Raw genomic sequence first — 12957 nt, 5'->3', positions numbered from 1 at the left:
CTTCAGCCGTCCAGGCGGGCGAACCGCCGATTCCGGCGGCGGACGGCGATCAGCGCGGCGATCCCGAGGAGCACCAGCGCCACGCCGACCGCGACCCACCAGCCGACGTCGGCGCCGGTGGCGGCGAGGGTGCCCACCCCGCCACCGGCGACGCCGACCCCGGCGCCAGGCATCTTGTACATCGGTCCATCACCTCACCAGGGTCAGGCGGCCGAACGACGGCGGGTGAAGCGCAGGCCGACCGGCACCGCGATCGCGGCGACCACGCCGAAGCCGATCCACATGCCGGCACCCGAGGCGAGCGGCATCGGCGGAGCGGCCGGGCCGCAGGTCGCCGAGGACAGGATCACGTCGCCCGAGCCGAGCGCGCCCAGCGCGTCGCCGCCGAGCAGCTTCAGGTGCAGCGCGTTGACGGTGAGGCTGCCGTCGCTGTTCTTGATCTGCTCGTTCAGGATCAGCGTCGCCACGTGCAGCGGGCCGACCTGGACCTTCAGTGCGGTGTTCGGGGCCGGGTTGGCGTCGACGGCGCCGAGGCTGCCGAGGCTCGCGCCGACCAGCGTGGTGCTGCCCTTGACGCCTTCCTGGGTGGCGGTGCAGACGGCCTCGACCGCCTTCGCGCCGACGTCGCCCACAGCGGCCTTGAGCAGCGGCAGCCCGACGTCGGCGACGGACGCCTTCGAGGTGACCGCGCCGGAGTTGTCGTCGCGCACCGCGGACGTGGTGATCACGCCGGTGGTGAGCACGCCGGGAACGTTCGCGGAGACCGCGGTGTTTTCCGTCGGGCCGCCTGTGTTCGCGGCCGCGAGCGGGCCGAGGTGGACCGCGGGCTGGCCGAGCAGCGTCACGTTGACGTCGACGCCGTAGGCCGACCCGTCGCCGGGAGCGGCGCTGGCCGGAGCGGCTCCGGCCAGGGCGATGCTCGCCACGACAACGGCGAGCATTCCGCCTCGTCGCACGAGGTGTCTCTTCACTGGTCCTCCGATTTTTCTCAGGGCGAGCCGCTGCACGGACGAATCCCGCTGAGCAAGAGTCGGCACGCGGATCGGTTATCGGCGGAGGTTTCCGGAATTGCACAGTTTTTTCGCCAGATCACCACATCGGGTGATACGGAATCCGCATTTCCCCAGGTTGCGTGAAGCATCACCCGAACGGAGTAGCAAGCATAGGTAAGAATATGCCGAAAGGTGCTCGGGCGTCCCCGGAACGGGGCTGCCCGGCGAAGGGCGGACGCCGGCGCGGACACGACCGTGGCAGGGCCCGCCCCGGTGCCGCTGGGTTTCTTCTCGAGAGGGTCGTCGTGACAGCAGTCAACGCGCCGGTGTCAGGCGCATCCCGGTTTCCGCTGCTCATCGCGGTGTCCGGGGTGCTCGCCGCGGGGGTGGTGCTGGTGCTCGTGGAACGCGGGTACCGCGAACTGGAGGTGCGGCTGGCCGGGGCCATCCTCCAGGTTTTCACCTCATCGGGGGTCTATGTGGCCGGAAACCGGGAATCGGTCTACTTCGGGTTGTCTAGCGATACTCCATTCGGGTTGCGGATGACTCCGGAATGCTCGTCGGTTTTCCTTCTTCTACCCTTGATATTAGTGACCGCCGCACTTCTGTGGTTCCGGCCGAGGAATGCCCGCCGGCTCTTTTTCTCGCTGGGGATTGCCGCGATCGCGGTGATTCTGGTTAATCAGTTACGGATTCTCACCATCGTCGGGCTGGTCAACGGGCTCGGCACCGACGAGGGCTACTACTGGGGCCACACCCTGCTCGGCTCGCTGGTCAGCGTCATCGGCGGTGCGATCTCGCTGGTGCTGTTCGTCTGGCTGGCGACCCGGAAGACGAAGGCCGAGAAGCGGGCCGCGGCGTGAGCGACTCCGGCCTGAAGATCCTGCTGTCGGTCACGCAGGCGTTCGCGCTCACCATGAGCGTCGCGTTCCTCGTGTACGTCGTGGTGATCGTCGTGCCGTACCTGCGCCGCAAGCCCGCGCCCGTCGGCGATCCGGACGACTTCTCCTGGCACTTCTTCGTCCCCTGCCGCGACGAGGAAGTGGTCATCCGCGAGACGGTGAAGTACCTGCGCGGCACCTTCCGTCGCGCGCACGTCTGGGTCGTGGACGACGACTCCGACGACCGCACCGCCCGCGTCGTGCGCTCGGTGTGGCGGCGCAACGGCGGTTACGACCCGAACCTGCACCTGGTCGCCCGGCAGCGTCCGGAAGCACGCACGGGCAAGGGGGACGCGCTCAACGCCGCCTACCGCGAACTGGACGACTGGCTCGGCCCGGACGCGGATCGCGACCGGGTAGTGGTCGTGGTCGTCGACGCGGACGGCCGTCCCGCGGCCAACTGTCTCGAAGTCTGCGCGGCGGACCACTTGTTCGGCGATGAAACCGTCGGCGCCGTCCAGCTCGACGTCCGGATGAGCAACGCCCGCAGCCGCCCGCCCGGCCGCACGTGGTTCTCCCGCGCCTTCGGGCTGAAGCTCGCCCAGTTGCAGGACTTGGAGTTCCGTACCGCGATCGCGGCGATCCAGACGTCGCGCGGCTTCACCGGCACGATCTCCATGGGCGGCAACGGGCAGTTCACCCGGCTGTCCGCATTGGACTCGATCGCCGGCGAGGAACTGGCCCCGTGGCGCGGTTCGCTGCTGGAGGACTTCGAACTCGGCGTGCATCTGCTCACCGCGGGCTGGCGCACCGGGTTCACGCCGGATTCCTATGTGGCGCAAGAAGGTCTGTACAGCCTGCGGCGATTCCTGGTGCAGCGCACGCGCTGGGGGCAGGGGACCATGCAGTGCATGCGGTACCTGCGCCGGATCTGGGACTCGCCGCATGTGTCCACTTTGGGCGCCGCGGAGATGATGTATTACCTGGCGCAGCCGTGGATGCAGCTGCTCGGCTCGCTGCTGTACCCAGTGCCGTTCATCATGCTTCTCGTGACCACCGCCGGCCATCCCGGTCAGGTGTGGACGTGGTTCACCAACGGTGCCTGGATTCTCTTCGCGATCTACGGTTCGTTCGGGCTGCTGCCGTTCGTCGTCTGGGGACCGATTTACCAGATGAAATGCTTGCGCAGCAAGAACATCTTCCGCGGGCTGGGCATGGGCCTGCTGTACGCGGCCTACATCTACACCTTCTACATCACGTCCTGGCGCGCGCTGTTCCGGCTGGTGCGCGGTCGTAACGGCTGGGCCAAGACCCGGCGTAATACGGAGGCTAGCGCGGGCGTGAAAGTGGCGCTGGACGCGTGAATGCCCGGGCCGCGTGCGTGCGGCCCGGGCATTCGGAAAGGTTGATCAGGACGCCGGTTCGAGGTCCACGTCGTCGCGGCTGACGTACGCGACGCGGTGGCCGAGCTGGATTTCCACGTACTTCGCCTTGCCCTTCACGACCTTGTTGGTCGCGACGTCGAAGGACGCCGAGTAGTACTCCGAGCCGGTCAGCCCGCCGACCGAGTACTTCTGGCCCGCGCCGAGCTGATACGGCAGCGGCTTGAGTTCCTGCACCGGAATGTCCTTCGGGTACGCCCCGGCCTCCGGGTACGCGCTGCCGTAGACCGGCACGGCCGCCTTGCCTTCCTTGGGCGTCGCGACGAATCCGCCGGCCGGATACGCGGTGGGCGCGTCGCCCGGGTTGCGGAACCAGCCCTTCTGGCCCAGGTACCAGATCGCGGTCCAGTCGTCCTTGGTGTCCGCGACGGCGTACTTCTGGCCGGTGGCCGCGCGGCTGCCGATGTCCGCGACGTCCATTGTGGACGGATTGGGTCCGTGCATGCCCACATCGGACAGCAGCGGCGCGGACTCGCTCGGCTCGGTGTGCAGCACGACCGAGCCCGAAGCCCGCTCCGGGCAAGGGTTTCCGGACCCGATCTTGTCGCAGCCGGTGAACACCGGACGGTTGGCGGAGAACTCCGGCGCGATCATCACCAGGTCGGAATCCGGCGCGCCGTCGTGCTCCAGCGGGGCGCCGAGCAGGTCGAAGTAGTGCGCCCAGTCCCAGTACGGACCCGGGTCCCAGTGCATGCTCTTGATCTTGTCCGCGTTCGGGCCGGGCACGTTGTCGTGGCCGAGGATGTGCGCCCGGTCCAGCGGAACGCCGAAGCGGTGGGCGAGGTAGCGCACGAGCTTGGCGGACTGGCGGTACATCGCCTCGGTGAACCAGGTGCCCTGCGCGGCGAAGCCCTCGTGCTCGACGCCAAGGGACTTCGCGTTGAGATACCAGTTCCCGGCGTGCCAGCCGACGTCCTTGGTCGGCACGTGCTGGGCGATCTGGCCGTCCGACGAGCGCACGGTGTAGTGCCACGCGGTCTGGCCCGGGGTTTGGGCCTGCTTCAGCACCGAGTCCCAGGTGCCCTCGGTGTCGTGGATGACGATGTAGTCGATCTTCTGGTCGCGTGGCCGGTCGGCCTGGTCGTAGTTGCCGTAGCTGTCGCCGATCTTTTGGAACGGCGCGGGCACCGATTCGCAGGACAGCGACCGCGGGCACTCGGTGGCCGGCGGCTTTCCGGCACGCAGGCCGAGGCGGTCCGCCTGGGCCCGGTCCGGGGTGACGCCGGAAGCTGCGGCGAGTTTGACGGCCTGGCCGTCGTCGGTCGTACGCGCGACGCCGCTGTTGATGGTGGCGAAGACTTCGTCGGCGAAGGTGCGGGCGCCGGTGACGTCCTCGGAGCCGCTGTAGCGCGCGACGGCTCCGTACCAGTCCTTCGCGTTGTCGCTCTGGACGCCCAGCTCTCGCTGGTACTCGGCCAGCAGCGCCGCACCGCCGCGAATGTTCGCTTCGGCGTCCGTACGCAGCTTCGCGGCGTCGGTGTGCAGCAGTTCGGCGGCCTGGTCGATGGTCTGACTGCCGGGCGGGGGAGCCGGGGCTTCGAGCGGCCGCAGGCGCAGGGTCGGGCGAGAGTCGTCGCCGCGGGGGTCTTCGTCGGGATTGTCGAATTCGCTGGTGCGCAGGCCGGCGGTGCGCACGTCGGTGAGGTGCATCGGGCCGTACCCGGCGGCGGTGCTGGGCGCGCCGGAATGAGTGTCCCAGCGTGATTCCAGGTACGAGACGGCCAGCAGCACGTCCGCCGGGACGCCGAATTCGGAGGCGGCGTCGGCGAAGGCGCGCTGCCGGGCCTCGTTGGCGGGCTGCGCGGAGGCGGGCACGGTGACCGCGATCGCGGCCAATGCCAGCAGCCCGGTGGTGGCAGCGGCCAGCCGCCACGGGAGTGAGCGGGGCATAGGAGGACTCCAGGAGTGAGATGCCTGTCTGTGCGGATCCAACCAGGTGTCGCCGGGAGTCGGGGATGGTTTTCCGCCAGATGGGGCCGAACGGGCACGCGGCGGCGCCCGGGCGGCGCGGTGCCTGGTGGAGGGGCTCGCGCGCACCCTGGAACAAAGTGGCCGGTCAGCGGCTTCCGGCTCAGGATTCACCAGGTCCGGCGGACCCTCCTTGCGAAGCTGGCACTCACGTGGCTAGAGTGCTAATCGAACGGCCCGGACACGCCCCGGCACCCGCGACGGCGGGGGTGGTATGAGCCGTAACCAGTCATCATGCCGACGCTTTCGACGACCGTGGAGGTCAACCCGGTGAGCGTGAACATCAAGCCGCTCGAGGACAAGATCGTTGTCCAGACGAGCGAGGCCGAGGAGACGACCGCTTCCGGCCTCGTCATCCCCGACACCGCCAAGGAGAAGCCCCAGGAGGGCAAGGTTCTGGCCGTGGGCCCGGGCCGCATCGACGACAAGGGCAACCGCGTTCCGCTGGACGTGGCTGTCGGCGACGTCGTCATCTACTCCAAGTACGGCGGCACCGAGGTCAAGTACAACGGCGAGGACTACCTGATCCTCTCCGCCCGCGACGTGCTGGCCGTCATCAACTGACGCGTCACTCGCAGCGCAAGGACGCCCCGGGCCCCGCTCATGCCGGGGTGCGGGGCGTTTTGCGTCGCACGACAACCGAAAGGTAAGCGGAAAGCGTTATGCCCAAGCAGATCAGTTTCGACGAGGACGCTCGTCGCGCGCTCGAGCGCGGGGTGAACAAGCTCGCCGACGCGGTCAAGGTGACCCTCGGCCCGCGCGGTCGCCACGTCGTCCTCGACAAGAAGTTCGGCGGACCGACGATCACCCTCGACGGCGTCACCGTCGCCCGCGAGGTCGAACTCGACGACCCGTTCGAGAACCTCGGCGCGCAGCTCGCGAAGAGCGTCGCCACCAAGACCAACGACGTCGCCGGCGACGGAACCACCACCGCCACGGTGCTGGCCCAGTCGCTGGTCAAGCACGGCCTGCGCAACGTCGCCGCCGGCGCCAACCCGACCGCGGTCGGCAAGGGCATCGAGGCGGCCGCGGAGAAGGTCGTCGAGGTCCTCAAGGCCAAGGCCACCCCGGTCAAGGGCCGCGACAACATCGCCCAGGTGGGCACCGTCACCTCGCGGGACGCGGCGATCGGCGCGCTGCTCGGCGAGGCCGTCGAGCGCGTGGGCGAGGACGGCGTGATCACCATCGAGGAGTCGTCGACGCTGGCGACCGACCTCGTGATCACCGAGGGCGTCCAGTTCGACAAGGGCTTCCTGTCGGCGCACTTCGCGACCAACCCGGAGGACCAGAAGGCGATCCTCGAGGACGCCTACGTCCTGCTGCACCGCGAGAAGATCTCGGCGCTGGCCGACCTGCTCCCGGTGCTGGAGAAGGTCGTCGAGGCGAAGAAGCCGCTGCTCATCATCGCCGAGGACGTCGACGGCGAGGCGCTGTCCACCCTCGTGGTGAACTCGCTGCGCAAGACGATCACCGCGGTCGCGGTCAAGGCCCCGTTCTTCGGCGACCGCCGCAAGGCGTTCCTGGACGACCTTGCCGTCGTCACCGGCGGCGAGGTCATCTCCGCGGAGATCGGCCGCAAGCTGTCCGAGGTCGACCTCGGCTCGCTGGGCAAGGCCCGCCGGGTCGTCGTCACCAAGGACGACACGACGATCGTCGACGGCGCGGGCACCAAGGACGCCATCGCCGCGCGGACCGCGCAGATCCGCAAGGAGATCGAGACCACCGACTCCGACTGGGACCGCGAAAAGCTGCAGGAGCGGCTCGCGAAGCTCGGCGGCGGCGTGGCCGTGATCAAGGTCGGCGCGGCCACCGAGACCGAGCTGAACGAGCGCAAGCACCGCATCGAGGACGCCGTGGCTTCGACCAAGGCGGCCGTCGAAGAGGGCATCCTGCCCGGCGGCGGTTCGGCGCTGGTGCACGCGGTCAAGGAGCTGGACGGCGACCTCGGCCTGACCGGCGACGAGGCCACCGGCGTGCGCATCGTCCGCGACGCGCTCACCGCGCCGCTGTTCTGGATCGCGACGAACGCGGGCTACGAGGGCGCGGTCATCGTGAACAAGGTCCAGGAACAGGGCTGGGGCCAGGGCTTCAACGCCGCCACGGGCGAACTGACCGACCTGATCGCGGGCGGCATCGTCGACCCGGTGAAGGTCACCCGCTCGGCCGTCGCGAACGCGGCGTCCATCGCCCGGCTGGTGCTGACCACGGAAAGCTCCGTGGTCGAGAAGCCGGCCGAGGAAGAGCCGGAGGCCGCTGGCCACGGGCACGCGCACTGACGCTGGGTTGTTTTTGACGGGGCGGCACTCCTTGGGGGTGCCGCCCCGTTGGCGTTGGCTCCGTTTGGTGTTGGTCCCGTTTGGCGTCGTCGATCGGCCAGATCGCCACCTCGGGAGCGGAGGCGGTCACCTGGACCGCCGTGCTCCTGGTGCAGTTCCCGTAGCGGCTCGTCAAGGCGGGCCCCGATTTAGGTTATGCCGTAGAGTTTTCGCGACTCGCCAGCGGCTGCGCAGACGCACCTCGCTTCGGCCCCGCACGGTTGCCATCCACAACTCCGTGACGCTGTGGACAAGTGCGGTCGAGGACCGGGTTCCGGGGACCAGGGCCGATAGACTGGGACCGGGGGGCCAAGCGGAAGGTCGGGGCTGGTCAGGCGGTGAACCCGCCGTCCACCGTGATCGACGTTCCCGTCAGGTACCGCCCGTCCGGGCCGGCCAGGTAAGCCACCGCCGCCGCGATGTCCGACGGATTTCCGTAGTGCCCCAACGCGATATGCGCCAACTGATCGCCGGAGTGCGGGCCGTCCGCGGGGTTCATTTCGGTGTCCGTCGAGCCTGGGTGGACCAGCATCGCCGTGATACCGCGTGGTCCCAGGTCGCGCGCCAGCCCCTTCGTCATCCCGACCAGTGCCGACTTGCTCGCCGAGTACAGGCTCAAACCGACGAACGGCGAACGCTCGGCCAAGTCGCTGCCGATCGACACAATCCGGCCGCCGGGAGGCATGTGCCGCACCGCGGCCCGGGCTGCCACCAGTGGTGCCTTGACGTGGATCGCCAGCGTTCGGTCGATCGTTTCCGTGGTCAGTTCGTCGACCGGCGCCGACGGGAAGATTCCGGCGTTGTTCACCAGCACGTCCAGTCCGCCGAGTTCGGCCGCGGTCTGGTCGACCGCGCTGGTCACCGCGTCCGCGTCCGCGACGTCCGCCTGCAGGGCGAGACCTCGCCTGCCCAGTTTTTCGATGGCCGCGACCACGTCCGCCGCCCGGTCCGCGGCGCGTTCGTAGGTGATCGCGACGTCCGCGCCGTCCTCGGCCAGCCGGAGTGCGATCGCCGCGCCGATCCCGCGGCTTCCGCCGGTGACCAGTGCGACCTTGCCGTCCAGGGTTCCCATGCCCCACCTCTTTCTGTAGTGATGACTAAATAAATAGCCGCGTACGATGGGCTGGGTCAAGACTTCTGTATCGCTCACTAAAGAAGGTGGTCCATGTCACCCCGCGGCCGCCCCCGCGCGTTCGACCGCGAGCACGCGCTCACCCAGGCCATGTTCGTGTTCTGGGAGCGCGGTTACGAGGGAGCGTCGCTGGCGGAGCTGACCGAGGCGATGGGGATCAAGCCGCCAAGTCTGTACGCGGCCTTCGGGGACAAGGAAGCACTGTTCCGCGAAGCGATCGAGCGCTACCAATCCGTGTACGGCCAGCACACGATGCGCGCGCTGACCGAAGAGCCGACAGCGCGCGCGGCGGTCGAAGCGATGCTTCGCAACAACGCTTGCGCGTACGTGGAACCTGGACATCCGAAGGGATGCATGGTGGTTCTCGCGGCCACCAACTGCACGCCCGCCAATGCGTCCGTGTGGAAGTTCCTGGCCGCTTCGCGCGACGAAGTGCGTCACCAGATTCGCGCGCGCCTTCGTCGCGGAGTGGAAGAAGGCGACCTCGCGGCCACTGTGGACATTGACGCGCTCGGTGCGCTGTACGCGACTGTCTTTTATGGACTGACCCTGCAAGCGCGCGACGGCGTCGACCTCGACTCGCTGATGACCGTCATCGACCTCGCGCTCGCGCTGTGGCCCGAAAACGGCGGAGGGGCGGCGTCCACTGTGGACACCGCCCCTTCCGCGCCGGGATTGAAGCCAGTCGTGCGATAAGTCAGAGGTGCGCCATGGTCAGCGCGCGTTTGTCCTGTTTGATGATGTGGTCTCGTTCCGATTCGGACAGTCCGCCCCAGATGCCGTAGGGCTCGTGCACGGCGAGCGCGTGCTTGCGGCACATCTCCAGCACCGGGCACGACAGGCAGATCGCCTTGGCCCTGGCCTCGCGCCGCGCCCTCGCCGGTCCCCGCTCTCCGTCCGGGTGGAAGAAGGATCCGCTGTCCATCCCCCGGCACGACCCCTCCAGCTGCCAGTCCCACATGTCTGCGTTGGGGCCGGGGAGCCTGCGCGTGTCTGCCATCCTGACCGCCTCCGTCATCCGGTCGATGCCATTAGCTGCTCTGCTGTGGTGCCGATACTCCATTCGGTGCAACGGCGGTAACGTTAGAAGCGCGCCAATAGTTGTTCAATAGATCGGCGGCGATTCAGCCGTTAGGCATCCCCCAGATGTGTGAGCAGGGCTTTTGGCTCGGGTTGCCGGGAGTCCGGGCGGGCTGGATATTGACCGGGTGGGATCCGGATCAGGCGATGGAGAACCCACCCTGCCGGTGGCCTCGGTCGCCCGCCGGCTCGGTGTCGCGCCGTCCACCCTGCGTACTTGGGACCGTCGCTACGGTCTCGGCCCCAGTCGGCACACCGACGGCAGGCACCGCCGCTACGGCAGCTCCGACATCGGCCGTCTCGAACTTATGCAGCGCGCGCTCCTTCGCGGCGCTTCGACAGCGGAGGCCGCGCAGTACGCGTTAGAGCAGATGCCGCGCGCGGATTTCGTGCCAGCGCCCGCCGAGCCTGTTGAAGCGACGCAGACGAAGGCGGCGACTGATGACGTCGAAGTCCCTTCGCGGCTCGCGCGTCGCCTTAGTACTGCTGCGTTGGCCATGGACGTCGGCGCGGTACAGCGAATGCTTGTCGACGCCATCAGCGAGCTAGGCGTGCTTCAGGCGTGGTCGGGCGTGATCGACCCTGTTCTCACCGCGCTCGGCGCGCGGTGGCGAGGCGTGCACGCGGGCGCGGAAGTGGAGTACCTGCTCGCTGAGTGCGTGTACGCGGCTTTAGTGCGCGCGACACCAGTCCTCGACGAGCCTCGGAACCAACGGCCGGTCCTTCTCGCGTGCGTGCCGGACGAACGGGACAACATGCCGGTGTACGCGCTCGCGGCCGCTCTCGCCGGGCGAAGGATCGGCGCGCAGCTCTTCGGCATTGCGCTGCCTCAAGAAGTGTTGGCGGTAGCGGTCCGGCGAAGCGCGCCCGCGGCAGTGGTGTTGTGGGCGAATCGGGCGGAGGCAGACCCGCGCCTCTTCGCGCGCGTGTCCCGCGGCCGGCAGCGGACCCGGCTGTTCGCCTGCGGCCCCGGCTGGGATCCGGCGCTGCTGCCGCCGAAGGTTGAGCTGCTGCCGGATCTTTCCGCCGCGGCCGACCGCGTGGAGCACGTTCTTGTCGGTGCTCCGCGCTAGAAAGGTCGAGTGGACGAAGAAGCGCTGACGGCCCTCGCGTTCGGCCCGGACGCCGGGTCGCCGGATCCGATCCCTCGCGACGGCTCGCCAAGGCAATGCCTCCTGGCGGCGATCGTGCTGGGCGCACGAGGCCGGTACGCGGCGGCCGCGGAGTTGCTCGACCCGCTCCGGCGAGACCGCGACCCGCTGACGGCTTCACTGGCGGCGAGCACGCTGGCATCGCATCGGCGGCAGCTGGGGGCTCACGTCGCGGCACGGAAGCTGGACGGGGAGGCACTGCTGGCGGTCGGGCTGCGCGGGAAGGGAGCGCGAAGTGCGGCGACGACTGGCGGCCGTTCGAGAACGGCTAGCGGCGGCTCGGGAAGGGCTGGCGGCGGTTCGGGAACGGCTAGCGGCGGCTCGGGAGGCGCAGGTGGTGGTTCGGGAACGGCTGGCGGCGGCTCGGGAACGGCGCGCTCGGGCTCGCTTGGCGTTGGCTTGAGTTCGGCAGGCGCGAGAACGAGTTCGGTGGCGGCGGCCGGTGTGGGCGAGCGTGGTGCTGGCGCGGAAGCGGGATCCGCAGCCACCGCATCGGCGTCGTCCGCACCAGGGCCCACTCAGGCAGCCGTCCGTACCCACGCACCGGCCACCCCGAGCCAAAGCAGCCACGTCACATCCGCCGAAGACCCGTACGGGCTGGACCTCCCAGGTGCCCGCGCCGATGCTCTCCTCGGCTTGGCCGCCGACAACCTCGCCCTCGGCCGCCTCTCCGCCGCTCGCCGTCTCGCCATCCGGGCCGCGCAGGCTGACCGGCGCTGGCGGGCGACCATCCGCGGCGGCTGGGTCGGCGCTGAGATCGAACTCGCCGCCGGGCAGCCCGAAGCCGCCGTCGCTCCGGCTCGGCTGGCCTACGAGACCGCCGTCGGTCGTCACGCTCGGCGACACATCGTGAAGTCCGGCATCGTCCTCGGTGTCGCCCTGCTTGCCGCCGGACAGGATGGCGCGCGGGAACTCGTCCTCGCAGCTGCCGCCGACGCCGAAAAATATGAACTCGACTCACTTAATTGGGTGGCCGCTCGCGTAGCCGCGGACCTGGACCCCGACCGGGCTGAGGAGTATCGATTCAGGAGCCGTCAGGTGTTGCACGCAGTGTTACGGCACACCGATCCTTGTGTGATGCGCATCGCACACGAATCGCCGTGGGTGCCCGTCGGACCCGGGTAGGCCTGCGGGAACGGGCGTTCCGGCATCCGGGCTAAGAAACTTCAAAAAAAGCCACCGGATCGTGTCAAGGTTCGGGCTAAAGCGTCCGATAGGGGAAGTGGAATGTCACCCGGCTGCAGGAAGGAAACCCCGTGACGACGGTCTTGATCTGCGACGACCGACGCAGTGTCCGCGAAGGGCTCACCCGTGTGATGTCCGCGGTGCCTGGGGTCAGTCGCATCGACTGCGTAGCGCACGGTGACGAGCTGCTGGCCCGGTACACCCGTCAGCCGGTCGACGTCGTGCTGGTCGGAACGCAACGTGCGGTCCCGACGGGCGTCGAGGCCACCCGCCGGCTCGTCTCCGCGAACCCCCAGGCGAACGTCATCGTGTTCGGAGCCCCGGACGACGCGGGCAGCATCGCGGCCGCCATCGCTGGCGGAGCGCGCGGCTACCTGCGCTGGGACGCTTCGCGGCCCGAACTGGTCGCCGCGCTCGCGCACACCCTGGCCAGCACCTCGGTGCCCGCGCCGCGGCAGCCGTCCGACCCGGGCGTGCAGCTCACCGAGCGCGAACTGCAGGTGCTTCGCGGCATGAGCCAGGGCAAGAGCAACGGCCAGATCGGCCGCGAGCTGTACCTCTCCGAGGACACGGTCAAGACGCACGCGCGGCGGCTGTTCCGCAAGCTTGGCGTCCGCGACCGCGCCCAGGCCGTGGCGCACGGCTTCCGCCGCGGTCTCGTGTCCTGACCGAGGCCGGGCAAGCCAATACGGGACTTCCGATCCGGTTCCCGCGGTGACGAACGGGCCAGGGCTGACAGCCCTGGCCCGTACCTGTTGTCCTGGCCTCTGCTCCCGTGCCCGCCCGCGTCCCCACCGCGTGACGGCACTGC

At 69.1% G+C, this 12957-nt stretch carries 13 protein-coding genes; 8 read left to right on the top strand and 5 right to left on the bottom strand.

Features of this window, described 5'->3' with window-relative positions:
* Positions 1–2 precede the first annotated feature (2 nt).
* A complete protein-coding gene (locus F9C11_RS03115) occupies positions 3–182 on the bottom strand; it encodes an LPXTG cell wall anchor domain-containing protein (RefSeq protein WP_409183440.1) in 180 nt (59 codons plus the stop codon).
* Positions 183–203: 21 nt separating this feature from the next.
* Complete coding sequence (locus F9C11_RS03110; protein ID WP_409183439.1) at positions 204–956, bottom strand: choice-of-anchor P family protein; 753 nt, start codon at positions 954–956, stop codon at positions 204–206.
* Between the two features lie 218 nt (positions 957–1174).
* On the opposite strand from F9C11_RS03110, the gene xrtP reads away from it, so the two are divergent.
* Positions 1175–1855, top strand: a complete 681-nt coding sequence (gene xrtP, locus F9C11_RS03105) for an exosortase P (protein WP_409186800.1) — start codon at positions 1175–1177, stop codon at positions 1853–1855.
* A gap of 53 nt (positions 1856–1908) precedes the next feature.
* Positions 1909–3237 carry a glycosyltransferase family 2 protein gene (locus F9C11_RS03100; protein WP_409186799.1) on the top strand — a complete coding sequence of 443 codons (1329 nt, stop codon included), beginning with the start codon at positions 1909–1911 and terminating at the stop codon, positions 3235–3237.
* Between the two features lie 45 nt (positions 3238–3282).
* Here the strand turns inward: F9C11_RS03100 and F9C11_RS03095 are convergent, their stop codons facing one another.
* Positions 3283–5205: an N-acetylmuramoyl-L-alanine amidase gene (locus tag F9C11_RS03095; protein ID WP_409183438.1), complete on the bottom strand. Its 1923-nt coding sequence runs from the start codon at positions 5203–5205 to the stop codon at positions 3283–3285.
* Between the two features lie 312 nt (positions 5206–5517).
* On the opposite strand from F9C11_RS03095, the gene groES reads away from it, so the two are divergent.
* Together groES and groL are read left to right on the top strand one after the other, a co-directional pair.
* The gene (gene groES, locus F9C11_RS03090) at positions 5518–5847 is read left to right on the top strand and encodes a co-chaperone GroES (RefSeq protein ID WP_020662728.1); all 330 of its coding nucleotides are present in this window, start codon (positions 5518–5520) and stop codon (positions 5845–5847) included.
* A 98-nt stretch (positions 5848–5945) separates the two neighbouring features.
* Positions 5946–7559: a chaperonin GroEL gene (gene groL, locus F9C11_RS03085; RefSeq protein ID WP_409183437.1), complete on the top strand. Its 1614-nt coding sequence runs from the start codon at positions 5946–5948 to the stop codon at positions 7557–7559.
* A 370-nt stretch (positions 7560–7929) separates the two neighbouring features.
* On the opposite strand, the gene F9C11_RS03080 is transcribed toward groL, so the two are convergent.
* A complete protein-coding gene (locus F9C11_RS03080) occupies positions 7930–8670 on the bottom strand; it encodes an SDR family NAD(P)-dependent oxidoreductase (RefSeq protein WP_409183436.1) in 741 nt (246 codons plus the stop codon).
* Between the two features lie 93 nt (positions 8671–8763).
* On the opposite strand from F9C11_RS03080, the gene F9C11_RS03075 reads away from it, so the two are divergent.
* Positions 8764–9426, top strand: coding sequence for a TetR/AcrR family transcriptional regulator (locus F9C11_RS03075; RefSeq protein WP_409183435.1), 663 nt, complete (start codon positions 8764–8766; stop codon positions 9424–9426).
* A 1-nt stretch (position 9427) separates the two neighbouring features.
* On the opposite strand, the gene F9C11_RS03070 is transcribed toward F9C11_RS03075, so the two are convergent.
* Positions 9428–9730, bottom strand: coding sequence for a WhiB family transcriptional regulator (locus F9C11_RS03070; RefSeq protein ID WP_037368697.1), 303 nt, complete (start codon positions 9728–9730; stop codon positions 9428–9430).
* 247 nt (positions 9731–9977) lie between these two features.
* Here F9C11_RS03070 and F9C11_RS03065 point away from each other — a divergent pair, with 247 nt between their 5' ends.
* The 3 genes from F9C11_RS03065 to F9C11_RS03055 all read left to right on the top strand — a co-directional run bounded on the left by F9C11_RS03065 (position 9978) and on the right by F9C11_RS03055 (position 12814).
* Positions 9978–10883: a MerR family transcriptional regulator gene (locus tag F9C11_RS03065; RefSeq protein ID WP_409183434.1), complete on the top strand. Its 906-nt coding sequence runs from the start codon at positions 9978–9980 to the stop codon at positions 10881–10883.
* A 714-nt stretch (positions 10884–11597) separates the two neighbouring features.
* Entirely contained in the window at positions 11598–12086 is a 489-nt protein-coding gene (locus tag F9C11_RS03060) for a hypothetical protein (RefSeq protein ID WP_409183433.1), read from the top strand.
* 131 nt (positions 12087–12217) lie between these two features.
* Positions 12218–12814 carry a response regulator transcription factor gene (locus F9C11_RS03055; RefSeq protein ID WP_020662719.1) on the top strand — a complete coding sequence of 199 codons (597 nt, stop codon included), beginning with the start codon at positions 12218–12220 and terminating at the stop codon, positions 12812–12814.
* Positions 12815–12957: the final 143 nt, after the last annotated feature.

The sequence above is a fragment of the Amycolatopsis sp. VS8301801F10 genome, from assembly GCF_046195355.1.
Taxonomy (GTDB): Bacteria; Actinomycetota; Actinomycetes; order Mycobacteriales; family Pseudonocardiaceae; genus Amycolatopsis.
The sequence above is the reverse complement of the archived record's forward strand: the minus strand, read 5'-3'. Positions and strand labels throughout refer to the sequence as shown.